The sequence below is a fragment of the Mesorhizobium kamtschaticum genome (assembly GCF_056174585.1).
In genome coordinates this window covers 365549-391234 of the sequence record NZ_JBWBWI020000002.1, presented here as the reverse complement: position 1 = coordinate 391234, position 25686 = coordinate 365549, and the positions used below count along the sequence as shown (strand labels likewise).

Below are 25686 nucleotides of genomic sequence, written 5' to 3'. Positions count from 1 at the left end.
TTTCGCATGTGCGACGATCGGGCATGCGCACCGGTATTACATTTGACGTCACTGCCGCCGACAGGATCCGGCTCGAAGCCATCGTGGCAAAGCACGGTTCGCCGCAGAAGCATGCGTGGCGGGCGAAGATCATTCTGATGAGCGATGACGGCTTGGGAACTGTGGCCATTATGGAGGCTACCGGCAAATCGAAGACCTGCGTATGGCGATGGCAGGAGCGTTTTATGGCCGAAGGCGTGGAAGGCCTTTTGCGCGACAAGAGCCGCCCGCCAGGCATTGCGCCACTCGATCCCGAACTGGTCGATCAGGTGATCGCGCTGACACTGGAAACGCCCAAGCAAGAAGCCACACACTGGACCGTTCGCGCGATGGCAAAGGCGGTGGGGATCGCGGCCTCTTCGGTCGTCAAGATATGGCACGAGCATGGTCTTGCACCGCACCGCTGGCGCAGCTTCAAACTGTCGAATGACAAGGCCTTTGCCGAGAAACTGCACGATGTCGTTGGGCTCTACGTCTCGCCGCCGGCCCATGCCATTGTTCTTTCCGTCGATGAAAAGAGCCAGATCCAGGCGCTGGACCGCACCCAGCCAGGACTTCCTTTGAAGAAGGGTCGCGGTGGCACGATGACCCATGATTACAAGCGCCACGGCACCACCACCCTGTTTGCTGCCCTCAATGTTCTCGACGGCTCGGTGATCGGCCGCAACATGCAGCGCCACCGGCATCAGGAGTTCATCCGTTTCCTCAACGTGATTGAGGCGCAATTGCCGAAGGATAAGGCAGTCCACGTCATTCTCGACAACTATGCGACCCATAAGCAGCCGAAGGTCCGCGCCTGGCTGGCAAGACATCCGCGATGGACCTTCCACTTCGTTCCAACATCATGTTCGTGGCTCAACGCAGTCGAGGGCTTCTTCGCAAAACTGACACGACGGAGACTGAAACACGGCGTCTTCCACTCCGTCGTCGACCTGCAGGCGGCAATCAACCGCTTCATGACTGAGCACAATCACGAACCGCGGCCATTCGTCTGGAAAGCAGACCCCGATGAGATCATTGCAGCAGTCAAACGCGGGCACCAAGCGTTGGAATCAATCCACTAGGACTGTTGATTTCATCTTCCCCCTCCAGAAAGACCTTCCCATTCATAGTGCAGGCGCCTCGGACGATGAGAAAGCAGCGATAGTTTCTAGCGCGATTGCAGTCGAGCCTTTGTCGTCAGATGCACCGCGCGCATAGAGCCGTCCGTCTCGTATCGTTGGTTCGAAAGATGGAGTTACCCAAGCTTCAAGCGGGTCGGGAGGCTGTACATCATAGTGTCCATAGATGAGCAACGTAGGTTTTCCGGGTGCACCGTTCCAAGCACCATAGACAGCGGGATGGCCTCCGCCATCGAGAAGCTGGACATCGCTCAAGCCCATGCTTTTGAGCCAGGTCGCCAGAAACGTTTGCGCGTCGCGCATCCCTCCTGTGAAAGCTGGGTTCGTGCTTTGGGCAGACGCAAGAAAGCGCAGAGTCTATCTACAATGTCGTTCTGGCGGCTGAGAAGCTATCGTACAATTGCATCGATGTGCATCGTTCTTGCCTCTACCCATTAATGTGCGGCCATGGTCACATCGCAGTTTCGGCCTTTAGCGCGATAGGTCGTATCGACCGCTTTTCGAGGTCGCGTCGACGATGATGTCGATTTCGTTCCGGGTCATGATCAGAGGCGGGGCAAATCCGAGGATATCGCCATGCGGCATGGCTCGGCCGATGACACCGTTCTCAAGCAGGGCAGCGGCGGCACGCGCGCCGACCTGCAGTTCGGGCTCAAAAGGTATGCGCGCTTTGGGATCCCCGCATCATTTCTAAGGCGGACAGGAGTCCAACGCCGCGAACTTCGCCGACAATGGGATGTCCCTCCAGTTCGGCTTTCATACCGGAAAGCCAATGGGGCCAGACATCCTGGACATGCTCGAGGATGTTTCTTTCCTTCAGGACTTGAATGTTGCCAAGTGCAGCCGCCGCGCAAAGCGGTGCGCCGACATAGATGCCGTCCTGGATTGCGCCGGAGCTGATGGCAGCTTGATCGACATAGAAGAATGCGCCGTTGCCCGACGCGAGGAGCACGTCTTTGATCTGCACTTTCAGTCACTTGATTTCTGTCGGACCTCGTTGATGCAGTTCGATCCGCTACCCGCCAAGTATGTGCCGCCGGCATTGGGTCCACCAATAATGTTCCGGACAGTGCCATCGCGTTCTTAGATGGCTGGCGCTTTACTTTAGAGGCGGCCGTCGCTCTGGTGTTCATTATGGTTGCCGCGCTTGATGTTTTCTCACCGGCGCATCGCGGTCGATCCGCGCTTGAAGCCCGCTCGCGCTCCAACGGCCGCCGCCTCGCATGCCGTTATCTCGTCATTAGAAGACACCAATCTGAAAACTGAATTGGACGCCCGCAGCCACGGACTGTCTACTGTAGAGCGATAACATGGTACTAATTGCAGCCTCTAGGACACTCCAGATGAACTTGTGCGTTTTCGCAGCGGTTAACGTAACGCAGTACCTTGCATCCAGCCTGAATCTGTCAATCTTAAGCAAGGCATTGCTCTTTTTGGCCAAATAGTATCTGACCCGACGAAAGCCCCGGTGCGTTTCTTCGATTGTTCGCTGTCACGCTAAGATGAGCGCGCGCCAGCCCACGCGGATCGATGCGAATCGTATCAGCGATCTGCCTGAACGACTCCAGGACATTATCCGACGCCGGATGGCCGATCGATTTCTGTAGCCGCGGCGTCCGCGGTGCTCGATGTGTCAGAGCAGGAGAATGTGCGTGAACGCGTTGTCGTGAACGGCGCGACCCCTGCCGAACCAGCGCACAATTTCAGAAAAGAGGCCCTTCATTACTGTAATTCTGCTCTAAGAAAATAGGAAAAGCGGCAGCGTTACAGCATGTCAGGGTAGTCTTGCCGTCAAAAATGACGGTAGGTGTCTTCGCAGAACTGACTATTCGTTCCCGAATCCGGAGACGAACCAAAGGGTGGAGCTAAGCGGAATGAACTTTGACATAGTAAAGCAGGTCGCCGCAGTTGATTTTTCTGATAGCTATCTGGAAGCTAGGCAGAAATTCGTGACGGCGGCGCCAGAGTCGAGGGCGTATCAGTGCAGCGCAAAGGGCCCTTCGGGCGAGGCACTATTCACCGATACAGCCTATTTCGGTCGCGCGGATGCCAAGAATCTCTTGATCCTCGTTTCCGGCACGCATGGGCCAGAAGGTTACCATGGGTCGGCAGCGCAACTGCTATTTTTGCGAGCAAAGTTCCACGAGGAGCTTCCGCCCTCCACGGCCGTGCTCTTCATCCACGCACTGAACTGCTACGGGTTTGCCTGGGATCGCAGGTCGACTGCCGAGGGATGCGACCTCAATAGAAACTGCATCGACTTTTCAAAACCGGTGCCCCCCAACCCCGAGTATGAAAAGTTGGACGAGTATTTCGTTCCTGCAGTCAGGTCAGAGGAGGGAATCCGGCGCGCAGAAGCTGCGCTCGCCCAATATCGCAAGCTGCACGGCGAGGAGGCTTACCGATCGGCGATGGGGCGTGGCCAGTACACGAAGCCTGGCGGCCTGTTTTATGGCGGGTCCGAGCCTACGGAAGCCAGGCGAACCCTCGAGAAAATAGTGGCCGACTTTGACGTAGCAGCCCGCGATAACGTCATCATCATCGACTACCACACCGGGCTCGGTCCTTACGGCTATGGGGAGTTGCAATGCGAGCAGTCGTCTGGACTCAGCGGCTATGAGCGAGCCGTCAGCATCTTTGGCCCGTCCGTGACGTCGCCGGATATAGGGAATTCTTCCTCGGTCGCCATACCTGGGACGCAAGACGCATTTTGGGAGCGCATGTTAGGCAGCCGGCACACCTATGTTGCCCTCGAATACGGAACGTACGCTATTTCGACAATTATGTCCTCAATACGCGATGAACACTGGCTGTTTAGGTATAGACCAGACGAGGTTGATTCCGAGCTGGGGAGGCAGATTCGGAATGCCACCAAGCGGCATTTCTACCCCCAGAAGCCGGATTGGAACGAGATGGTTCTTTGGAGAGCGCACCTGGTGCATCGGCAAGCACTCGATGCGCTTAAATCTGGAGACTAGCTGGCTACCGAAAAACTCACGTCAAGGCGGGGTGCTCTTCAGACCATGACGCTCGCATCGCTCCACACGCACTTCTGCCGTTGTCCTGGCGAGCCCATCCAATCGCAGCTGGCAAAGAGCGCAACGTTTAATCGAGTCAATCGCCTCGAGGGTGGGCTTCTGCAATCAACAAACCTGAGACGACTGGACTGGTATTTTGGATTCAAGAGTAGGCGCGGCGGGTGTATTCGTCCCGTCAAATTGATCGACTGAAACGACGAAAAGGAGCTATCTATGACCGCGGTCAAATTAATTCCCTTCACCGGTGCCCCGTTCCCGAAGTCAGAATACGAGCGACGGCAGAAGAAGGTGGTTGAAGCGATTGCCCGAGCCGAGCTTGACGCACTTGTGGTCACCGCACACGGTCATCTCCAGTATCTCAGCGGATACGATGGAATGGGTGCGTATTTCATGCCGTTTCCGTTGATCCTGGTGCCTGGGAAGGCACCAACATATGTAGTCCGGGAATACGAGCTCACTGGCGTTCGCGCGGAAGGCTGCATCGATGAGATGGTTGGTTATACCGAGCAGCCCGATTTTGCCAAAGTATGCGCCGATGTTCTTCGCCGGTTGGGATTGGCAGGCAAGAGGGTAGGTTTCGAGCTGGGCTGCTGGAACCTCGCGCCGGCCGATGTAATCGCGTTGCAGGCGTACCTCCCGGAAATGGAGGTTACCGATGCCTCTCGCCTGGTCTCATCCGTGATGGCTGTGAAGAACGAGCTGGAAATCAAGGCAATGCGCGATGCGATGGCCATAACCGACATGGCCGTGGGCGCATTTCAGCAGTCGCTCCGGGCTGGCATCACTGAGGCTGAAATGGCGGCGGCCATCCACGGTGAGGTCAGCAAAGCCGGTGGCGAGGGCGTCAGGCTGGTCTCAATCGGGTTCGGTGAACGCACGAAGCTGCCGCATACGAAACTGACGAGCCATCCAATAGGCAACAACGAACCTGCGATGGTGGAAGTCGGCGGCATGAAGCAAGGCTATGTCGGGCCGCTGGTCCGCGGCGCTGTGCTTGGCCGGCATCCTGAGACCGAAACTCTGCACGCCTTGGCGGAGGAGGCACTTGAAGCCGCCATCGCCGCGATCAAACCAGGTGTAACGGCGGGAGAGGTGGACGCGGCGGCCCGCAGGGTGATCGAGCGATCTGTGCGACCGCAAGCCCTTAATCACCGGGTTGGATACCAAACCGGTGCCCCCTGGGGCGAACGTGGCAACATCAGCCTGGAGCCTGGCGCAACCGACGTCCTTCAGGGCAACATGACCGTCCATATGCCCGTCATTCTCCTCGGGGAAGGTCGTTACTTGTTTGGCTGCAGCGAGACCGTCTTGGTGACGGAGCGCGGAGCGGAGATACTCAGCAGTACACCACACACGCTCTATCGCGCGTGACGCGTCGACGGCGCCGGCGATTCGCCGAATGACAGGTCTGCCTGTCTACGACATTACCACTCTTTGCCGAATGACCTTGGCATCCGTCGCCTGAAGGAGGTGAGCGCGTCATGCCGGGTCAGCATCGCTGCCGGCCTACCCGGTTGTGAGATGTGCGGTCCCTTTGCCGACGAGCAAAGGGACCGCATCTCTAGTCTTGCTGAGTCAGAAAGCCGCGGCTGCGGGTTCGCGCTGGTTTTGTTAATGTTGCTTCGTAATTAGGGAAACGCCCCGCCATGCCCGACTGGACAGCCGGGAGTGAAGCCAATTCGACGCCCATGTCGATGCTTTGATAGGGGTGATCGGCCACGCCGACCGAGCTGAGTCGCTGAAGAATTATTGCCTGGGACTCTCTGATGCCGATGGAGCGCAAGAGCGGGGAACCGTTGGCGGCCGTCACGGTGAATCACGAACCCGGGGCTGTCGCGAGCCCTTTTTCAAGAGCCAGCCAGGAGGAAAGAAGCCTGCTTGGCGTCATCGCCGCCTCGCAATGCCGTCATCTCGTCGCTAGAAGACACCAATCTGCAAACTGAATTGGACGCCCGCGGCCGCCCGCTGTCTACTGCCGATGCTTAATTGGAGCGACGCAGGCAACCTAAAGGTCGTTACGTCGCGATAGTCTATCGGAAGTTGCAATATACCAACGCCAACGGAGTCCTGAATGGCACCGCACCCCGAGCGCTCTCTAGGAATTCTCAATCTGGAACGCGGGGAGGCCTCGGATGCCATGCCGACCGATCGGCCACACGGCTGCTTGCTGAGTTCGACAACTTACGGTGTTCCCGTAATCGCCGAGGCCGTTGCGGGTGCATGGGTGGACATGGTGGTCCCGGGCGCGCCGGAGCTGGAGTCAGCCTGCATTGCCGCAGCCAAGCGCCTGGTCGAGCGCGGCGCAGTCGTGATAACCGCAAACTGTGGCTACTTTATCCGCCACCAAGCTGCCGTCGCTGCGGCAGTGAATGTCCCCGTGGTGTCTTCGAGCCTACTGCTGTTGCCGGCGCTCCTCGGCCAATTGCCTCCCACCGCAAAGCTAGCTGTCCTTGTAGCTCAGCCAAAGTACGTCACCGAAGACATGCTTGGGATTACCGATCCGACTGCACGGGCCAAGGTGGTCATAGGGGGGATCGAAGATAGTCTACTTGTGAAAAACGAGAATCTGCGACCACCGCCGCCAACTGACCTCGCGGACGTAGAAAAGGATGTCGTCGCGTGCGCTCAACAAGTACTCGAGGCCCACCCAGATATTGCAGCGTTCCTTTTCGAATGCACGGCAATGCCTTTATCGGCGCCGGCAGTGCGCGAAATCACAGGTCTGCCTGTCTATGACATCACCACTCTTTGCCGAATGACCTTGGCGTCCGTCGCCTGAAGGAGGTGAGCGCGTCAAAAATGCGCGGTCGAGCCTAGCGCCTTAACTTGCCATAAAAACACCCAATGGGGAACGATCATGTTCAAGATATCACGCCGAAATCTTCTAAAGAGTGCAGCTTCGGTTGGGGCTGCTGGTGTTGGTCTTTCGCTCGCGCGGATAGCCGGGGCGCGTGCTGCCGAGACGATCACTGTGGTTGAATGGGGCGGAGACTACTTCGAAGCAATGAAGACAGTTGTCGCCAAACAATCGGACATTAATGTCAATTGGATTCTGCATACAGGCGGTTCCGCCGCCATTCTGCCGAAGATAAAGGCCATGTGGCCAAACCCCGGCATAGATCTTCTCACGGGATGGGATGTATCGTGGCAAACAGTCGCCCGTGAGGGCTGGGGGGAGCCGGTTACCTTGGAAAAGGTTCCGAATCTCGCCGATGTTCCGGAAAAGCTGCTCGTCAAGGATGGCGCTGGAAACATCATAAATATCCCACGTACGGTTACTGGCCTCTCATGGTTCTATCGGGAAGATACCACTCCCTTCGAAATTGCTAAGCTCGACGACCTTTTAGACCCGCGTCTCAAGGGCAAGATCTGTTTTCCGATCCCTACCCTAAATCAGAATGTCCAGATGATCTCGTTGGCGCTTGCCAAGGGAGGTGACGAGAAGAACATGGAGCCGGCATGGGACTTTATGAAAGAGTTGGCTCGAAGCGGCAACATTGGCCGAGTCGCAAACGCAGATATTGACGTCACAAACTCCCTTAGCTCAGGAGAAACCAGTATAACTTTCAATTCAAACTCAACCTATACGTCGTTGAATCGTAAGTTCAATATGCGATTGCTGAACCGGATGGACCCAACAACAACAGGGTTCCGAACGTTCTACCTGCAAGAAGGCTGGTGTGTGCTGAAAGGTGGGCATACTGACGCCGCGTTCAAGTTGGTTAACTTTCTCATTAGGCCGGATATCACCGCCGAATACAATCGGCTTGTGGGAGGTCTGCCTGCCAGTGTCAAGGCGGCCATCCCTGACGAAGCCAAGCCGTTCGTATTCAACAACGAGGAAATGAATAAATATGCCTACGTTCCGGACTGGTCGTATGTCTCCGAGCAGTCGGATCCTTGGATGAAACGCTGGGAGCAGGAAATCCAACCTTTACTTTAGGTGAAAGCCAGGCGACTCTTTGCGCAAGCGCGCCGGCCAGGGGTCCAAATGAAAAACTCTAAATCCCAGTTGCTGCTGCTGCTTCCGGCGGCAGCAGTATTTGTACTCTTTCTTGTGCTGCCGCTATTGACAGTCATTGAAGAGAGTTTTCGCACATTCACACCCGGCCGAATTGGGGCCGTGGCGGGAGCTCCTCTAACCATTGAGAATTATACGGAACTTTTCGTCCCGGTCTATGCGCGGTACTTCGCTCAGACCTACGTGTTGGCGTTCTTCGCATCCGTGGTCGCTGTCACCGTGGCGTTTCCGGTCGCCTATTATGTTGCTAGGAATGCATCTACGAGTATGCGGAAGATCTGGATCTCAGGTCTCATCGGGCTGCTGTTCTTGAGCGCGATGGTTCGAATCTATGCGATCGAATTGACATTTGGTTCTGTTGGGATTCTCGCGCCGCTTGTATCTTTCCTAGGCGTCAACATGAACGGCAATGCGTATATTAACATCACCATTATCGTGGGATTGCTCCACTATGCAATACCGATGTCGATCCTGATTATGATCGGCACGATACTGAATCTGAACCCTCGGTTGACCGAGGCGGCTCAGTCTCTTGGCGCCTCGGCGATGGAGTCGCATCTTTCCGTAACCGTCCCGCTGTGCATCAAGGGAATCGTGTCTGCGTTTTTGGTTTCAATGACGTTTGGCGTAAGCGCTTTCGCCATCCCTTGGATCCTGGGGCGAGGAAGGGTACAGTTTATTTCAAACATTATCTACAGTCGTTTCAGTGAAGTATCTAACTATCCCAGCGGGTCTGCAATGTCAATTATCATGATGATCCTATCGCTTCTAATGATTTTTATTATCACTAAAATTGCTACGTTGCTGGATCGGACATAACGATGCTCAGCAAGCGAAACGCAGACTCCAGTCTTGGCGTACTTCTGAAGGCAGTAATCGCGGTGACGGCAGTGTTTTTGCTGCTCCCCGTGGTGATGACCGTGATTATGTCATTTGACTCGCGTGACTATCTTGGCCAATTCCCTCCCCCGAGTCTGTCGACTAAGTGGTTCATCAAATTCGCCCAGAATGGCTATCTCTGGTCCGGACTTCACACGAGCATGTTGCTGGCGACCGCGGCGACCGTCGCCGCGGCCACGATTGGAGCCTTGGCCGCGCTGGCAATCAGTCGAATGTCTGCGCAATGGCGGGATCCTGTCACGACGGCCTTCCTGTCGCCCTTGGTGCTGCCAGGAGTTATCATTGGGTTTGCATTGCTGATGGCATTTGCGGCAGTGAACGTGCTGCCGACATTTCTTAAAATGCTCGCTGGGCACCTTATCATCGCAATTCCCTTTACGATCAGAATGACACTGATTGGGCTGACTGGCATAAGTGCCACGCTGCGTGAAGCTGCATTGAGTCTTGGCGCCGATGAACGCCAAGCTTTCTTCACTATAACCTTGCCGCTCGCTAAGAATAGTATCGCCGCTGGTGCGATCTTTGCCTTCGCATTCTCCATGGACGATTTAACAATCAGCCTCTTTTTGAGCGACTTCAATACTTATCCGCTTCCTGTCGCTCTCGTGAGCCTGATGCGGTCGAACTTCGATCTCACTCTCGCTGCGGCGGCCGTCTTTCTGATGGGGCTAACTGTCGTCATTTTGGTCGTGCTCGATCGCGTGATCGGTCTTGATCGGGTAATCGGCCATGGCATCTATAGGGCTTGACTCAATGAATGTTCTTGAACTGAAAGACGTCACCAAGAAATATGGCGAATTTATAGCTGTTGATGGCTTTAGTTTGGAAATAGAGGAAGGAAAGATTATTTCTTTGTTGGGACCGAGCGGTTGCGGTAAAACGACAACGTTGCGCATGATAGCTGGGTTTACGGCCCCGAATAGCGGAACTGTGGCAATCGCAGGCAAAAAGGTTGATCATCTGAAACCCTACGAACGCAATGTTGGGCTTCTGTTCCAGGATTATGCGCTCTTCCCGCACATGACGGTGGAGCAGAATGTCGCCTACGGGCTGCGGTACCGCGGAACACCGAAGCCGAAGATACCTTCTCGAGTCCAGCAGATGCTGTCACTTGTGCGCTTGACCGGTATGGAGGCCAGATACCCTAGCCAGCTGAGCGGTGGACAACAGCAGCGCGTCGCGCTTGCGCGGGCACTGGCAACTGACCCCCAAATCGTGCTACTAGATGAGCCACTATCAGCACTTGATGCTAAGCTTCGCCTGGAGTTGCGTATCGAGCTTAAGGAAATCCTCAGATCAGTAGGCGCGACCACCATTGTTGTTACCCACGACCAGGAGGAGGCTCTTGGCCTAAGTGACGAAGTAGTCGTCATGCATGCGGGAAAGATGATTCAGCGCGGTTCTCCGACGGAAATCTATAAGGCGCCTGCAGATAAGTTTGTAGCGGAATTCGTTGGCAGATCCAATTGGTTCTACGGAACCAGACGAGGTCGATCACGTGGCGACCTTGGCTCCTATATCACCAGCAGTGGAATGGAGATCTACACGAGATCGGCGCTGCCAGACCAGCATGGAGGTGCCGATCTATGCGTCAGACCGGAACATATCGAACTTATGGACGCCACAAATCATATTGTGAGTGATGAACCAGACCGGAATGTCTTAGAGGGTGTCGTAGTCGACGTGGCGCCGCTAGGGGCTGATGTGCATGTAGTCGTCGACCTACCGGGAGAGATTAGGTTGCTGGCAATCCGAAAGGATGTCGGAAGGATTCCCGCGTTGGTCCCGGGACAACCCGTGCAGCTTTCCTTTGCGGCATCCGATGTTCTCGCGTTCCACACCTGAAGATTGGCGAAGTCGAATGCGGCTATTGGCCGATCGGCAGGGACCCTGGCCAAATGCCTTGGCAGCAAAACGATCATACGGTCAAGTAACGCCAAACACAGATGCCAATAATGTCCTATAACATTTCCGGGTTTGCACTCGCGATGGCGAGCTCACACCAGCGCGAAGGAACATCCCAGGGCAGCTACACATCGAACAGCGAGAAACATCGACCGAAAGGCTTCAGGTCGCTTCGGCTCCCGGCTATGCTACAGCGCGTATGCTCACATGAATTTCTTTCAGCGTTCGGCGAGTGGCCCTTTGGCCCTTTACTAGGTTCGCAACCTTCGAGGAAGCATGTTTGGCGCGCGAAATCGTGCGTTGACCGTCAACGGCGCCGTTTAACGTTCCTACTCCGTTCGACCTTAGCGTGCGAGGCCCTTATCAACCAAAGACAGCTACGGCTGATTTGATGATGATGCCGCCATACGGGCTTCGGCGCATCTGACGACCCGTGGCGGTGCGAAAAACATTCGTCAATTGCAGCGCAGGCGGCACGCGCGACCACAAGGTTCGCACGCTCTCCCGGCCATGCCGGGTTTTTCGAATGACGTTTCCTGTGACGACGCGTAAGCGGTGCGCCAAGGCACCTCCCAATATCGTCTTGTGATGCGTCTATGGTAGGTCAGCCGTTAGTCGGCGCGTCGCCGCCGATCACTGCGGGTCGTCATAACGGGTGACGTAGTGGAGTTCGCGTAGGGCGGGGATGACGAGGGCGATGTCTTTGTAGGCCTCGTGTTCGATGAAATGCGCGGTCTCGGGCCCCGGCCTGGGCTTGCCGAGGACGGGCCTCCCCTTTTTGTCGACGCAGTAGATCAGGATCGGCAGCAGCAGGCCGTGGTTGGGGTTGTCGAGGTCGAGTAGCCGTCTCCAGCTTTTGATGTTGAGATTCATGGCCGCGTAGAACCCCTGGCACCACGGCCGGGGGTCGATGCCGCCGCTGGGCTTGGTTGCGAATCGGGGCGCATAATCCTGCGGTCTGTCGAAGAGCGTCTCGTTGATCCGGTTGTGGATCCTGGCGACGCTGGCAAACACGGCGTGATCGGTTGCAGACCCTTTGGCCAGGACGTCGCGCCGCAACCCCATGAGCGGGCACATCCAGTCTTGCGGGTCCGGGTAGCGCGGCCCGGTGACCGCCGCCGTTACGAAGCCATCCAGCGCCGACATGGTCCGCACCAGCGGGCGGTTGGTCTTGGCAGCCATCCAGGCCTCGAGCGCCTCGTCCGACAGCGCCATGTCATCGAGCGCGCTCATGCCGCCAAGGAGAGCTGCATCTCTTCGCGGCGCACCCAATTCCACGGCATCAGTTCGTCCCAGCGCGAGGCTGGCCAATCATTCTGGATGCGCTCGGTGACGTCGGCCATGTAGGCTTCGGCATCGACGCCGCAGAGCTTGCAGGTCTCAATGATGCTGAGCACGACCGCTGACCGCTCTGCCGCGGCGAAGCTGCCCGAGAAGAGCCAATTGCGCCTGCCGACCGTAAATCCACGAATCGCCCGCTCCGCGATCAGGTTGTCGGGCTCGAGCTGGCCATCGTAGAGGAAGCGATTGAACGCGCGCCATCGTCTGGTGCCATAGGCGAAGGCCTTCGCGATATCGGCATGGCGCGACAAACCGTTGCCCTGGCGCATGAGCTGTCGTCGCAGCGCCCGGACCAGTGGTCGGGTCCGCCTTCGTCGTGCGGCCAATCGCTCGGCGGGCGGGAGCCCCCGTATCTCTTCCTCGATCCGGTAGATCGCCTGGATACCGGCCATCGCCGTCGTGCTGAGCTCGGTCGGCTGGCTGTCGTGAACGTCGAATATCTTGCGACGCAGATGGGCCAGGCACGCAGCTTCTCGAATGGCGCCGCCCTTGTAGAGCTGGTTATAGCCGCTGAAACCGTCGGCCTGGAGCGTGCCGGCAAATCCGGCGAGCTCGGTCATCACGCTCTCGCCGGCGCGGCCCATGGTGGCGCGATACCAGGCGATCGGCGGCTCCTGCGAACCCGAATTGCGGTCGTCGGCGACGTAAACCCAGAGCGCGCCCTTGTGGGTCTTGCCGTTGCCGGGCGCCAGGATCGGAAGCCGCGTGTCGTCGGTATGAATCTTGGTGCGGGTACGGCCGATCTCGCGGATGCGGTTGTAGATCGGATCGAGCAAGGCGGCGGCGTAGCCGGCGCTGCGCGCAAGCGTGGAACGCTCGATATCGACGCCCTTGGCGGCCATCATCTGGGCCAGACGGTAGAAGGGCAGATGATAACCCCACTTCGCCATCATGATATGGGCGAGCGCGGCATAGCTGAGCTTACCGCGTGCAATGGCCTTGGCTGGCGCCGGCGCCTGGATGATTTTATCGCAGGTCCGGCAGCTGTACTTGGGTCGAATGGTCTCCATCACCTGCCAGGCCTGGGCAACCAGATCGAGCATCTCGTCGCTATCTTCGCCCATGGCGCGCAGATCGCCGCCGCAGCCCGGGCAACATGCGCAAGACGGCTCGCGAACGGCCCGCTTGCGCGGCAGGTTGGGATTGAGCTTACGCACCGGCAACACCCGGACCTTGTCGGTGTCAGCAACGATGGGCAGCTCGAGATCGGGCACGCTGGCGGCGAAATCGGTCTCGAGATCTTCGAGTTCGAGCCGCATCTGGCCCAGCTTCTCGGAGGAGCGGCCGAAGGCCTTGCGGTTGAAGCGATCGATCCGCAGCTGCAGGCGCTGGATGCGAAGTGCGGCCTCGGCGCGCTCTCTTCGAAGCTGCTCATCGCGTTCGGCGATGGTGATGTCACGGGCAGAAACGGCCGCCTCCAGAAGGGCGATCCGAGCGAAGAAATCAGCGGTTGAGGGAGCTTGTTCCGACACCCAAAACCTATACCCGAAAGACCCTCGTCACGGAAGAAGAATCAACACAAAATCAATAAGAAACATCAAAATCAGCCAGCCAAACGCGGTCGATAAATCTTGCTCGGCCGGCGCCAATCGATCCCGTCCAAAAGCAGCGAAAGCTGCGCCTTGGTGAGCGACACGGCGACCTGATCCTTGGTGGTTGGCCAGGCAAAACAACCATCGGTCAGCCGCTTTGTAAACAGACAGAACCCCTGGTCGTCATGCGACAGAATCTTGATGATATGACCCTTGTGTCCACGGAAGCAGAAGATCGCGCCGGTGTGCGGGTCGAGCGCGAGCACCTGCTGCACCATCCGCGCCAGGCTGTTGATCCCGCGACGCATGTCGGTCGCGCCGCAGCACAGGTAAATCCGGTCGGTCGGCACCACCGTGATCACCTGGTCAACTCCGCCAGGACGATGCGCAGTGCTGTCGGATCGACGATCCCGTCGATCCGCAATCGCGTGCCGCTCGCAAAGGCCACGACGATCCTGCCGGCCGGGTCCGGGCAATCGGCGACGGGGCGTTCGACATCCGGCAGATCGCTCACGTCGATGCGCGCGAAGGTCGCCATCGCCTGATCGGCATCGAGTTCCCCGCCGGCCATCTGCTTGCGCCACGCATAGAGCTGTGACGGAGCTACGCCGAACGCTTCCGCGACCTCGGTCACCGACGACCCCGCCGCGCTCGCCAGGTCGACCAACGCGCGCTTCTCAGTGCAACTCCACAGCCTTCGTTGCCGCACGCGCCCGGGCACCGTTTTAAGACCTTCGGCCGCCGCGGCGCCGCTTAACTCGGCGACCTTATCGCCCGTTGCATGTTCCAATGTCATGGCCCGAAACCTCCATGTTCATCGGCATCTTGCAAGGTGCCTTGGCGCACCGCTTACGTTCGTGCAGACGCGAGGCGGGAAGATCGGCAATGCGGGCCAGGACGTCGGCGAGCCAGGCTTTCGGGTCGATGTCGTTGAGGCGTGCCGTGGTGATGAAAGGCTTTCGGGTCGATGTCGTTGAGGCGTGCCGTGGTGATGAGGGTAAGCATAACGGCGGCGCGGTCGGCGCCGCGCAGGGGAACCGGCGAAGGTCCAGTTTCGCCTTCCCAGAGCAATGCCACGCAGCGCTCTTTCGGCCGCGTTGTTGCTGAGGCAAATTCTGCCGTCGTCGATGAAGCGGGCGAAGTCGGCCCAGCGCCTGAGCATGTAGTTGATTGGCTTCAGGACCTCGGAAGAGCGCGAGAGGGTATCGCGCTCGCGGACCAACCAGGCGTGCATATCGTCGAGAAGTGGTTTGCTCTTCTCCTGCCGCACGGCACGCCGCTCAGCGGCTGTCTTGCCGTTGATGGCGCGCTCGATCTCGAACAGCGCGTCGAGGCGCCTGACCGCCTCCAGCGCGATCGGGGAGATCGGTTTGCCCTTCTGCCATCCCGGGCCTTTTTCGCGATGTCGGCCAATTCGAAGAATCCTCGCCGCGCATGAGCGTAGCAAAAGGCCGGCGTGATCGGCTGCTCCTTCCGCTGCGGGTCAAACAGCGGCTCAAAGCCACTGTAACAGTCGCACTGAAGGATGCCGCTGAACCCGGCCAGATGCTTCTGAGGATGCTCGCCACGCCGGTCGCTCGAGGCATAATAGATCGCCGCCGGCGGCGCAGGCCCGGCGAAGGGACGGTCATCGCGCGTATAGGTCCATATGCGCCCGGTCGCACACTTGCCCTTCGCCAGGATGCGGATGGTGGTGTCGTCGCCATGAAGGCGCTCGGCTGCGAGCACATGGCGCTCGATCAGGCGGAAGAGCGGCATGACGGCGAAGGTTCCGTGGCCGACCTGATCGGCCAGCGTCGACAGCGGCAAGTCAATCCCTTCGCACTTGAAGCGCGCGCTCTGGCGGTTGAGTGGAGCATGCATGCCGAACTTGTCGAACAGGATTGTCGCCAGCAGTTGGGGACCGATGAAGCCGCGCGGCGTGGCATGGAACGGCGCCGGCGGCTGGGTGATCTTCTCGCAATCGCGGCAGGTGAACTTCTCCCGGACCGTTTCGATGACCTTGAAGCGGCGTGGGATCTCCTCCAGCGTCTCCGTTATATCTTCGCCCAGTTTCGACACTGCGGTCCGCCGCAGCAGGCGCAGGTGGTGGGCGGCTCGATGACCATGCGCTCGCGCTCGATGTCGGCTGGCCAGGGCTTGCGCATTGGCCGCTTGCGCGTGAAGGCGCGCACGCTCTGGGCCTTCGCGGCCGCGGCGGCCGCGGCAAGCTCGTCCTCGCTCGCCGAGGTCACGAGGTCTTCGAGTTGCAATTCCAACTGCTCGATCAGCCGCGCCGTGCGCTCGGAGCGCTGCCCGTACAGTTCGCGTTTCAGCTTCTCGATGCGCAGCTCGAGATGCGCAATCCGCGCCTCGGTGTCGGACAGCATGGCTTGTGCGTTGGCCGCTTCGGCCTGCCAGTTGGCAGCACCCGCGACCGCCACATCGCGTTCAGCCTGCAACGCCTCACGTTCAGCCAGCAGCGCCACGTAGGCGCTGGCAAGATCCGAGGGAAGATCAACCGGCTTCGAAGTCATGCGCCGATTGAATCACATTCCATTGTATTTTCAACTAAAAAATGCTACCCAACCCGAGTTGGACGCGACGTTTCCTGAGGGTTCCGCCAGTCTATCCCTGACAAGAGATAACTCAGCTGTGCAGGAGATACTTTCACAACTCCGCCCTCAACTGTCGGCCAAATGAAGCGGCCGCGCTCGAGTCTTTTTGTGAACAGGCATGATCCTTGGCCATCATGCCAGATGACCTTCAACAAATTTCCGCGTTTCCCCCTGAAGCAAAACAGGTTGCCCCCAAGGGGATTATGTTTGAGGACCTCCTGCACCCGTAGCGCAAGTGATGGAAAGCCACATCTCATGTCGGTGTAGCCTGTGGCAAGCCACACACGCACGCCTTCTGTCGGGATCATCGCAGCATTTCCAGCCCCTGCAAGATCCGCATCAGGACACTTACGTCGACAGTGCGGTCAACGATCACACGCCGGCCGTTGGCCCCGACGATTTCCATCCGGCCACCGGTAGACACCGCTTGGCTGGTCGCAGCTGCTACTTCAGAGCGCGATCGCGCAGGAGCAGGCTCTTCCGGCTCTATATCGTGCAGGCCGGGACCGACAACACCCATGTCAATGAAGGCGATCGGTGGGGTCTCGGACAGCGGGTTGGATCGGCCCAATCGCCCTTGCTGGGCTTGTTTCACCCAGATGAACAAGTGGTTCGCGTTCAGGTCGTGACGCCGCGCCACAACCGACACCGGATCACCGGACTCCTGCACCTCACGCACGATCGCCAGCTTCTGCTCGACCGTCCAGGAGCGGCGCGTCCGCTGTCGGCCCGCACCCGGCGGCAGCGGCAGAGCCGCGGACGTGCTCGCTTCCACCGTCGACGGCTGCTCCATAGCCAGATACTTCATTCGCTAAGTGTCCACTTAATCTAAGCGGACACTAACGCCTCAAGGTACGCGTCAGTAGGCGGCCTTCGTCGTATGCGTACCCTTCAGACCAGCCCGAAGAATCACATGAAAAGCCTTCGATCACAAGGATATTGCGGTCTTTGGTTGATAAGGGCCGCGTGCGAGTTCGAACTGCTTTAGCCCCATCCCAGCTTCGTCCGGGGCGGCGGGAGAAGATGTGGGGGCATCGCAGGGTGACAGACGGCCGTCCGATATGTTGCGCAGCGCGCTGGCGAAATGGCGCCGGAGCGGCCCGGCCGACTCGCGCCGTGCTTGATGGCCTGCTCGCGCCGCTCCGGCCGCCGCCTCGCATGCCGTTATCTCGTCATTAGAAGACACCAATCTGCAAACTGAATTGGACGCCCGCAGCCGCGGACTGTTTACTGCCGAGCGAGAACATGGCTTTAATTGCAGCCTCTAGGACACTCCAGATGAACTTGTGCGTTTTCGCAGCGGTTAACGTAACGATTGCAGTACCTTGCATCCAGCCTGAATCTGTCAATCTTAAGCGAGGCATTGCTCTTTTTGGCCAAATAGCAGCTAACCCGAGGAAAACCCTGGTGGTTTTCACCGATTGTTCGTTGTCACGCTAAGATGAGCGCGCGCCAGCCCACCCGGATCGATGCGAATGGTATCAGCGATCTGCCCGAACGACTCCAGGACATCATCCGGCGCCGGAACATGGTGCTTGGACCGGGCTACCAGTTTTCCGAGACTATTCCGGTGGAGTTTGTATCGAGTTTTGGTGCCCACCTGATAGACAGTGACGGCAATGACTATCTCGACGCGTTTAACAACGTGCAGGGCGTTGGGCACGCGCACAGGCATGTGGCGGACGCAGTCTCCCGCCAGATCTCAACGGTCAACACTGATACACGCTACCCCCAGGAAGCGCTGGTCGCCTATGCCGAGCGGCTACTTGCAACATTCCCAGCTGAACTGTCGAAACTAAGCTTGCCCTGCACTGGATCTGAAGCAAATGATCTCGCAATTCGGGTCGCGAGGTACCATACGGGCGGCGAGGGTATCATAGTTACGCGCTGGGCGTTTCACGGTCGCACTCGTGAGGTCGCCAGTTTTTCCCCAATGCTGGGCTCAGGATCTCCGCTCGGATCAAACGTCCGACTTATTGCCGCTCCTGACCCCAGGTTCTGCGGACCCCAACAATCCCTTGAGAATTATATGCGGGATCAAGTGCGTACCGCAATTATTGATCTCGAACGGCATGGATACAGGCTAGCAGCCTTGATTGCCGATTCCGCGTTCACTTCGGACGGCATCTTTACTCACCCTGTGGGCTTCATGCAGGCAATGGTCGACGAAGTCCATGCCGCTGGTGGCCTTCACATTGCTGACGAGGTTCAATCAGGGTTCGCTCAGCTCGGAGATTCGATGTGGGGGTTCAGTCGGCACGGGGTGGTTCCTGACATCGTCACGATGGGCAAAGCGATTGGGAACGGTTTCCCCATCTCTGGCGTCGTCTTCCGCCCGGAGGTATCTGACGAATTCGGACAGAAGGTCAGCTACTTCAACACATTGGGCGGCCGATCACTTTCAATAGCCGCGGCATCCGCAGTGCTCGATGTGTTCGAGCAGGAGAATGTGCGTGAACGGGTTGCCGTAAACGGAGCGACCTTGCTGGCAGGGCTTGAAACGCTGACACAGGATTCTCCTTATGTTGCGGAGATCCGAGGCAGCGGGCTGTACCTTGGTGTCGAGATCGTCAAGGACAGAGAGACACTCGAGCCCGATCCCATTCGCTGCGAAAGCATCATCAAGGACCTTCGCGATCGTCGGGTTCTGATCAGCCGGACCGGCCCCGCAGGTAATGTGTTGAAAGTTCGTCCTCCAGTCGCTTTCACTGCCGCCGATGTCTCTCGATTCCTTGAGACCTTTGCCATCGTAGCGAAGCAGCGGCTCTAGAAGGCTCTAGCAACATGAACAAATTACCTGACGCAATGCTGCAACGGCTCCTGGAGGAGAGCAGCCTGCTCTCATCAAGCCAATCTATCGACCCCTTGTTGCTGAACAACATGCTTGAAGGGCACTATGGGCTCAGCGGACAGGTTGAACGATTGGGCAGTGAAAAGGGCCATACGTTCAGGCTCAAAGCCGATGTGAATAAATACCTCGTAAAGGTGTCACCGTCTGATGAGCCTGAACCAGTTACGGCTTTGCAGATTGCGGCGATGCGTTATCTTGATGACGCCGCTCACGCCTTGCCGATCCAGCGGATCAAGCCTACGCTTGATCATAGGGATGGCGTTCCAATCGACTTAGGCGATGGCACCTGTCGAACACTCAGCGTTTTCTGCTTTGTCGAAGGCCTTTTATGGGAGCATATGGATGCCAACGTTGAGCAGTTGACCAAAGCGGGAGACATGCTCGGGCGAGTAAACAGTGCGCTGCGATTATTTGGGCATCCAGCTGCCGCGCGCAGCTTAGTTTACGACATTAGGCACTTTCCCCATTGGACGGGACTTGTTGAGTACGCGCCAGACCCCAAGCACCGACTGCTGGCTCAACGGGTCTTCAAGCTCTTCGAAGAAGTCGTGCTGCCGAGGCTGCCCAGTCTTGAAATGCAAGTGATCCACGGTGACTACGCTCCCAACAATGTTGTGGTGGATCCGCACAGCGATGACTTCGTTAAGGCCATCCTTGACTTTGGTGACACTGTCCATAGCGCGGTGATCTTCGACCCTGCGAATACGGTCGCGCACCTGATCGGCCGCACGCAAGATCACCCCTGGCAGGATGCCGTTGCCTTTGTCGCCGGGTACGAGCAAAGCCGGCCGATAAACGAGTCAGAACTTCCACTTTTGCCAATTGCAGCTCTCGCGCGGCTCACCATGCTCGCGTTGATCAGGTACTGGAAGGCGGAGCGAGCACCTGACCAGAGCGAGGAGCTAATCGCTAGTGCCGAGTACTACTGGACAAACCTAGAGCGAGCGATGACAGTACCACTGGATGACGTCATCGCGCGATTCCGCCACCGCGCAAGTGATACCAAAGGTTCTGAGGGCTGACTCTAGGGGTATCCGCAGCGATTGATCCGTGATTCCTTGTCGCGAGGAGGATTCGGGGGATGGGATCAGCGGTGAAGATACGGACGGACTATTCGGCTGCGGCGCTTCCTTCTCGATCCGGCCACGAATGCGATGGATCGGTTGGTTCCAGGCCTCAAGGCGTGCCAGTGTTTCGGCTTCGTCCCTTCCCCACATGCCGGTGGCGACGATGCGTGGCGTTCCACCCTTGGCCCGACTTGAACAGTTGGAGGTGAACGGATGGCGAACGCTGTCCGTTAAGCTATTGACTTCACTCGCCTTGAGTTTTCGGCGCGAAAATGTGTGGTAACAACATTTGATCTGCTAGCCGCATGTTGTATGGATTTTATGGCATTTATTCGCTAACAACGCTGGCATGTTTGTCGTTGAGAGAGTCGCGCGCGGCCACCGCTATCTTTACCTCGTGGAAAGTGTCCGCGACGGCAAAAACGTTCGCCAGCGCACGATAAAGGCGCTGGGCCGCAAGGATGCGCTGGTTGCCAGCGGCGAACTTGACAGATTGGCGGCCTCGATTGCGCGCCATGGCGAACGCAGCCTCATCCTGTCCGACATTGACGCGGGGCGAATTGCCTCTCGCCGCATCGGCGGTCCGCTGTTGTTCGGGCGGCTGTGGGAGCGGCTCGGGATCGGCGAGGTGCTGGAAGAGGTGCTGGAAGGGCGCCAGTTCGGCTTTGCGGTGGAACGGGCGGTGTTCGTTGGCACGCTGCATCGGCTGTTCGTCTCGGGCTCGGACCGCGACTGCGCGAACTGGATGGCCGATTATGGTATCGAGGGCGCCGAGGGTCTGGCGCTCCATCACTTTTACCGGGCAATGGCGTGGCTGGGCGAGGAACTCGGCGAAAAGGCGCAAGGCGCGCTGGTGGCGCGCTGCGTGAAAGACGCGATCGAGGAAAAGCTCTTCGCGCGCCGGCAGGACCTGTTCACCGACCTCAGCCTTGTATTCATGGACACAACCTCGTTGTCCTTCCATGGCGCGGGCGGCGAGACGCTGGGCAAGCGCGGGCATTCCAAGGACTTCCGCCCCGATCTGGCGCAAATGATCCTGGCGCTGGTCGTTGATGCCGAGGGCCGGCCGATCTGCACCGAGATGGTGCCCGGCAACACCGCTGACGTGACCGTCCTGTTGCCGGTGGTCGATCGGCTGCGAACGCGCTTCGGCGTCACACGCGCCTGCGTTGTCGCCGATCGCGGCATGATCAGCGCCGATACCATCGCCGCGCTCGAAAAGCTGGGCATGGAATACATTCTGGGGGCCCGCGAACGCTCGAGCAGCGTGATCCACAACGTCGTGCTCAATGACGCGGCACCGATGGTTCCGCTCGTTCTCGAGCGCCAGCGCGGTGAAACTCAGTTGTGGGTCAAAGAGGTCAAGGTCGGTAAAGACCGCTACATTGTCAGCCGCAATGACGCCGAGGCCGAGAAGGACAAGGCCGACCGCCAGGCGATCATCGCCGGCCTCGAGGCACAGCTCAAGAAGGGCGACAAGGCACTGGTCGGCAACTCGGCCTACCGGCGTTACCTCAAGGCCAGCGGCAAGAACTTCAAGATCGATGTCGGCAAGCTTGCCGAGGAAGCCCGGTACGACGGCATCACCGTGGTGCGGACCAACGCGAAGGTGACCCCGCTCCAGGCCGTGCTGCGGTATCGCGATTTGCTCGAGGTCGAGAGCCTGTTCCGCGCCGCCAAGGCAACCTTCAATACCCGGCCGATCTTCCACCAATCCGATGCCGCCATCCGCGGGCATGTGTTCTGCTCGTTCCTGGGGCTCGTACTCAGCAAGGAACTGTACCGCCTCTGCCGGGCCAAAGGCCTGACGCCCGAATGGCAGCCGCTTCTACGCGATCTCGACCGCCTCCAGGAAGCCACCATCGAAAAGGATGGTCGCATCGTCACCACCAGAACCCACGTTACGGGCCAAGTGGGCAACGTCTTCAAGGCATCTGGCATCGCTCTGCCACACAACCTCGACGAACAACTCGCCTGAGATCATCCCCAAAATGTAGTGGTAACACGCGCCGGCGCGCGCCTAACGTGCTGATATAATAACATATTCTTACAGGCGGTGTTTAAGTGGGGCTTGGCACGCACCGCGTCGCCGAAATGATTGCCGCGATAGGCGCTATCGGCAAACACCTGGCCGGGATTGTCAGGCAGAGCATCGGGACCGGCCTTGCCGTCGTTGATGTTGGCGGGTGTGACGGCGATCTCCTCGACCAGAGCTGTATCGGCGTCGGCACCGACATGGGCCTTGAAGCCATGAACCGCTGGCCGGCCCTTATGCTTGACCCAATGGCCCTCTTCGTCATCCTCACTGGCCGAGGCGATGATCGTCGCATCGACAAGCGTACCGGTCTTCACCTGAATCGCTTTGGCCTTGAGCTGGCCGGTGATCTCGTCGAACAGCGTCTTGTCCAGACCATGGGCCACAAGGGCCTTTCGAAACCGCACGAAAGCCGTTCGCTCAGGTGTCGGCTCTTGAGCCGAAAACCCGCAGAACCGTCGGAACGATCCTCTGTCGTCCAACGCCTCGGCAAGCTTGACGTCGGACAAGTCGTACCAGATCGACAGCAGCATCGCCTTGAATAAGGCCTCTGGCGGCCAGGCAGCCTCGCCCTTCGAAGAGCAGGAAATCACACAAAGGGCCTGATCGATCGGCACCCAGTCAATCAGTCTGGCAAGCGCAGCCAAAGACGAATGCTGGCCGCGATCAACGGCAAAACCAAACTTTTCCTGACCAATGCGCCGACGTGACATCGCATCCCTCAATCCATTGGACTGATTAAGAGAATCACAGATCAACACGCCAGTCCAGGCACCCGCGCACAGGTCTCATGAGTACCCGAGCGCAGCGACCGGTAGCGCAGGCGGCTAGAAAGCGCACATGGACTGCGCGTGAAGGCCTGCATGAATTTCAAAATCTGCGGAAAGGATATCAAGACGGCCTTATCCGCAAAGGTGTTTGTTCGCAGTTGTTCGGTCGCTTTCGGTAGGGCCGCAACTGTTCACCCATCGATTCCGAAGACTTCCAGGTCGGCGCTTTGCGCATGAGGGACAGAATTTAACGGGGCCGGGCGACCTTAGACAGACGACGCGCCAGCGCGCGTTCGAGAGGCCGGTGCCGTTATCCTCGGCAAGATAGCCACTGCGGAATTTGGTTGGAAACGAACAACAGCCCTCTCTGCAGTCCATGGAATACCTGACGGCTGGCGGCTGTCTGGCGGTGCTGCAGCAGCAGCGGTCCTCAATCTTAGCTTCTTCATCAAGGTAGCGGAGCCGGGCGATAGGTGGCGGGCGTGACGAGAACTTTCGGCTTCAGCCGGCCTTCGCGTCGTTCCGGAGCCATACTTCGAGCCAAAGCAGACGAAGCAGCCATGCCGGTTCCGTGTCTATATCAAAACGAGATGTCGACGATCAGCAAACTGAATTTGACCTCAGTATCCGCGACGGAAGATAGTCCCGGGTCGCTCCACTCCTGATTGCAGGATGCAGCGAAAAAGTCTGGCAAAAGTGATTTCGAAGAAAGCCGAACAATGAGCGAAGCACCGCACCTAACGTTTAATATCGACGCGCCTGGCTTGATCACGGGGCATCTCGTTGTTCCCAAAGGTGCCGACTGCGGAGCTCTTTCGATACCGGTCTTCAGCATCAATAGAGGCGAGGGACCACGCCTTCTAATCACTGGAGGAAATCACGGCAATGAATTGGAGGGGCCAATAGTCGCTCGGCGGCTTATGGAGTGGCTGCCCGAAGTCCAAACTTGCGGGAGAATTGTCATCGTACCGGTGCTAAATCCGCCGGCCATGCGCGCATGGAGCCGAAACACACCGGTCGACGGCTCAAACCTCAATCGAATGTTTCCGGGACGCGCCGACGGCTCGGTAAGCGAACGTATTGCAGATGCGGTTTGTCGAATGCTGGTGCCAGAGGCCGATACCATATTTGATCTGCATAGCATGGGACCAACGTGGATTCTGCGCCTGCGGTCATTACGCATCCTATTGCTGATGCCGATCTCATGGCCAAGACACTCCGTCTGGGAGAGTCCTTCAAATTGCCGGTAACATTGCTTTGGGAACATAATGAGACTGCTGGCATGTTCGATAGTTGGGTGCATAGCCAGGGCAAGGTATTCATTTGTACTGAATTTGGTGGTGGCACCGTTGGATTCGAGGATCTGAAAATCTATGAGACTGGCGTGCGCAACGGTTTAATCACGCTTGGCCTGATCGAGGGAACAGAAGAAATTCCGACCTACCGTCAGCAGAAGCTTAGTCAAACACTTGAAACGTTATTGTCCGACAAGGTAACATCACCAGACACGGGCATCTTCGAACCTCGATGCTCGGTGCTGCAAAAAGTGGAGCAGGGAGACATAATCGGGAAGTTGCATCCGATGGATTCAGTGTCGGCCCAGTCCATCGATATCCGCGCGCCTTCAACAGCAATTGTCTGCACTATCAAATCGGGTGCGCATGTCAGCGTTAATGAAGAGGTGGCTATCATAGCGAGACCTCTCAAACGCTGAAAGTTGATTTGAGTGTCGATGTTACCAGGCTGAACAGGACGCCGTTTCGGTGGGCAGGCAAGTGATGGCTATGATCATGAGAGTGGTCGAGTGAGCCTATCGGCGCGACAGCGGTGTTGCTAGGCTAGTTCGGCAGCAGTATCTTCTCACGCATTGCTCACGAGCATCGTTTTCACGAAATTTGTTGCAGGCCATGCGGACCCGTTCGCAAAATGACGTCGGCAAGTGTTCGCCAGTTGCCTACGCGGGCCCATGCTCGACGCGTCTTGGGCAATGATGTAGTACAATTGCGCTCAAGAGTGTGTGCCCGCGCCTTTGTTCCAAGCCGCTGTCCCACTGAGGATCAAGTGCGGGGCAGCGTCGCAGGCGGAGTGCTACCCAACAGCGATGCAAGGTCCTTAACCTCGCCTCCTACGTCTCTGTCGTCTGCACGGTTAATCAACAGACCGCATCCATACCCTATGACATCGCCGCTGATTGGCTTATGCACGAGGCTGACGAACGGCGGCTCCGGACGTATCAGGGACGTTGAAGGACATATTGGTTCTAGATGCCTCCGATATACAATCAGCATTTGACGGAAGGCGCCGGGCGATGGATGTTCGACGAAGTTACAGAGCTGTCCGGTCGGCGTTTCTCCGCAATTTTCCTTTAATGCTGACGGATTCCGCCTCTTGGCACGTGTCGGGAAGTAACCTCGTCGTATCGCAGAATCCGGGGGCTCTCGTGACCAAAGGATCAACTGGGAGGAAGCA

21 protein-coding genes and 3 pseudogenes are annotated in these 25686 nt (G+C 58.0%); 13 read left to right on the top strand and 11 right to left on the bottom strand.

Translation table 11 applies throughout. From position 1 onward, the window contains the following. Positions 1–23 precede the first annotated feature (23 nt). Positions 24–1103 carry an IS630 family transposase gene (locus AC0V7N_RS37570; RefSeq protein WP_496628085.1) on the top strand — a complete coding sequence of 360 codons (1080 nt, stop codon included), beginning with the start codon at positions 24–26 and terminating at the stop codon, positions 1101–1103. 42 nt (positions 1104–1145) lie between these two features. Here AC0V7N_RS37570 and AC0V7N_RS37565 read toward each other — a convergent pair whose 3' ends face one another. After that, complete coding sequence (locus AC0V7N_RS37565) at positions 1146–1421, bottom strand: M20/M25/M40 family metallo-hydrolase (protein ID WP_496628439.1); 276 nt, start codon at positions 1419–1421, stop codon at positions 1146–1148. Positions 1422–1594: 173 nt separating this feature from the next. Further along, positions 1595–2025 (bottom strand): annotated as a pseudogene (locus tag AC0V7N_RS37560) (aminotransferase class III-fold pyridoxal phosphate-dependent enzyme); the annotation flags it as partial. Positions 2026–3034: 1009 nt separating this feature from the next. On the opposite strand from AC0V7N_RS37560, the gene AC0V7N_RS37555 reads away from it, so the two are divergent. The 7 genes from AC0V7N_RS37555 (at position 3035) to AC0V7N_RS37525 (ending at position 10964) form a co-directional block, all read left to right on the top strand. Beyond that, complete coding sequence (locus AC0V7N_RS37555; RefSeq protein ID WP_496628084.1) at positions 3035–4138, top strand: DUF2817 domain-containing protein; 1104 nt, start codon at positions 3035–3037, stop codon at positions 4136–4138. A 273-nt stretch (positions 4139–4411) separates the two neighbouring features. Next, a complete protein-coding gene (locus tag AC0V7N_RS37550) occupies positions 4412–5569 on the top strand; it encodes a M24 family metallopeptidase (protein ID WP_496628083.1) in 1158 nt (385 codons plus the stop codon). Between the two features lie 700 nt (positions 5570–6269). After that, positions 6270–6977, top strand: a complete 708-nt coding sequence (locus AC0V7N_RS37545; RefSeq protein ID WP_496628082.1) for an aspartate/glutamate racemase family protein — start codon at positions 6270–6272, stop codon at positions 6975–6977. Positions 6978–7055: 78 nt separating this feature from the next. Continuing rightward, complete coding sequence (locus AC0V7N_RS37540; RefSeq protein ID WP_496628081.1) at positions 7056–8141, top strand: extracellular solute-binding protein; 1086 nt, start codon at positions 7056–7058, stop codon at positions 8139–8141. Positions 8142–8189: 48 nt separating this feature from the next. Beyond that, a complete protein-coding gene (locus tag AC0V7N_RS37535; RefSeq protein ID WP_496628080.1) occupies positions 8190–9038 on the top strand; it encodes an ABC transporter permease subunit in 849 nt (282 codons plus the stop codon). Between the two features lie 2 nt (positions 9039–9040). Further along, positions 9041–9868 (top strand): ABC transporter permease subunit, encoded by an 828-nt coding sequence (locus tag AC0V7N_RS37530; RefSeq protein WP_496628079.1) that lies wholly within the window; start codon positions 9041–9043, stop codon positions 9866–9868. A gap of 4 nt (positions 9869–9872) precedes the next feature. Beyond that, a complete protein-coding gene (locus AC0V7N_RS37525) occupies positions 9873–10964 on the top strand; it encodes an ATP-binding cassette domain-containing protein (protein WP_496628078.1) in 1092 nt (363 codons plus the stop codon). 423 nt (positions 10965–11387) lie between these two features. Here the strand turns inward: AC0V7N_RS37525 and AC0V7N_RS37520 are convergent. From AC0V7N_RS37520 to tnpA (AC0V7N_RS37485), 8 genes and pseudogenes are all read right to left on the bottom strand, one after another. Beyond that, a pseudogene (locus AC0V7N_RS37520) lies at positions 11388–11573 on the bottom strand (IS1595 family transposase); the annotation flags it as partial. A gap of 84 nt (positions 11574–11657) precedes the next feature. Beyond that, positions 11658–12257 (bottom strand): UPF0149 family protein, encoded by a 600-nt coding sequence (locus AC0V7N_RS37515; RefSeq protein WP_496628077.1) that lies wholly within the window; start codon positions 12255–12257, stop codon positions 11658–11660. After that, a complete protein-coding gene (gene tnpC / locus AC0V7N_RS37510) occupies positions 12254–13837 on the bottom strand; it encodes an IS66 family transposase (protein ID WP_496628076.1) in 1584 nt (527 codons plus the stop codon). Before tnpC (AC0V7N_RS37510) ends, AC0V7N_RS37515 begins: the two co-directional genes overlap by 4 nt. 71 nt (positions 13838–13908) lie before the next feature. Continuing rightward, positions 13909–14259 (bottom strand): IS66 family insertion sequence element accessory protein TnpB, encoded by a 351-nt coding sequence (gene tnpB / locus AC0V7N_RS37505; RefSeq protein ID WP_352608055.1) that lies wholly within the window; start codon positions 14257–14259, stop codon positions 13909–13911. Further along, positions 14256–14693 (bottom strand): IS66-like element accessory protein TnpA, encoded by a 438-nt coding sequence (gene tnpA, locus AC0V7N_RS37500; RefSeq protein WP_496628075.1) that lies wholly within the window; start codon positions 14691–14693, stop codon positions 14256–14258. Before tnpA (AC0V7N_RS37500) ends, tnpB (AC0V7N_RS37505) begins: the two co-directional genes overlap by 4 nt. Then, positions 14665–16413: pseudogene (gene tnpC / locus AC0V7N_RS37495) on the bottom strand (IS66 family transposase). Before tnpC (AC0V7N_RS37495) ends, tnpA (AC0V7N_RS37500) begins: the two are co-directional and overlap by 29 nt. A 44-nt stretch (positions 16414–16457) precedes the next feature. Further along, on the bottom strand, positions 16458–16751 hold the full coding sequence (gene tnpB / locus AC0V7N_RS37490) for an IS66 family insertion sequence element accessory protein TnpB (protein WP_496628438.1): 294 nt from the start codon (positions 16749–16751) through the stop codon (positions 16458–16460). 47 nt (positions 16752–16798) lie between these two features. After that, a complete protein-coding gene (tnpA, locus tag AC0V7N_RS37485; protein WP_496628074.1) occupies positions 16799–17302 on the bottom strand; it encodes an IS66-like element accessory protein TnpA in 504 nt (167 codons plus the stop codon). Positions 17303–17935: 633 nt separating this feature from the next. Here tnpA (AC0V7N_RS37485) and AC0V7N_RS37480 point away from each other — a divergent pair. From AC0V7N_RS37480 to AC0V7N_RS37470, 3 genes are all read left to right on the top strand, one after another. Next, positions 17936–19264, top strand: coding sequence for an aminotransferase class III-fold pyridoxal phosphate-dependent enzyme (locus AC0V7N_RS37480; protein WP_496628073.1), 1329 nt, complete (start codon positions 17936–17938; stop codon positions 19262–19264). A gap of 14 nt (positions 19265–19278) precedes the next feature. Further along, the gene (locus AC0V7N_RS37475; RefSeq protein ID WP_496628072.1) at positions 19279–20367 is read left to right on the top strand and encodes a phosphotransferase; all 1089 of its coding nucleotides are present in this window, start codon (positions 19279–19281) and stop codon (positions 20365–20367) included. A 394-nt stretch (positions 20368–20761) separates the two neighbouring features. Further along, entirely contained in the window at positions 20762–22390 is a 1629-nt protein-coding gene (locus AC0V7N_RS37470; protein ID WP_496628071.1) for an IS1634 family transposase, read from the top strand. A 2-nt stretch (positions 22391–22392) separates the two neighbouring features. Here the strand turns inward: AC0V7N_RS37470 and AC0V7N_RS37465 are convergent, their stop codons facing one another. Beyond that, positions 22393–23205: an IS5 family transposase gene (locus AC0V7N_RS37465; RefSeq protein WP_496628070.1), complete on the bottom strand. Its 813-nt coding sequence runs from the start codon at positions 23203–23205 to the stop codon at positions 22393–22395. 731 nt (positions 23206–23936) lie between these two features. Between AC0V7N_RS37465 and AC0V7N_RS37460 the strand changes: the two genes are divergently transcribed. Both AC0V7N_RS37460 and AC0V7N_RS37455 read left to right on the top strand, forming a co-directional pair. After that, positions 23937–24467, top strand: a complete 531-nt coding sequence (locus tag AC0V7N_RS37460) for a M14 family metallopeptidase (RefSeq protein ID WP_496628069.1) — start codon at positions 23937–23939, stop codon at positions 24465–24467. Then, the gene (locus tag AC0V7N_RS37455; RefSeq protein WP_496628451.1) at positions 24371–24931 is read left to right on the top strand and encodes a hypothetical protein; all 561 of its coding nucleotides are present in this window, start codon (positions 24371–24373) and stop codon (positions 24929–24931) included. The genes AC0V7N_RS37460 and AC0V7N_RS37455 overlap by 97 nt, the downstream gene beginning before the upstream one ends. Positions 24932–25686 lie beyond the last annotated feature (755 nt).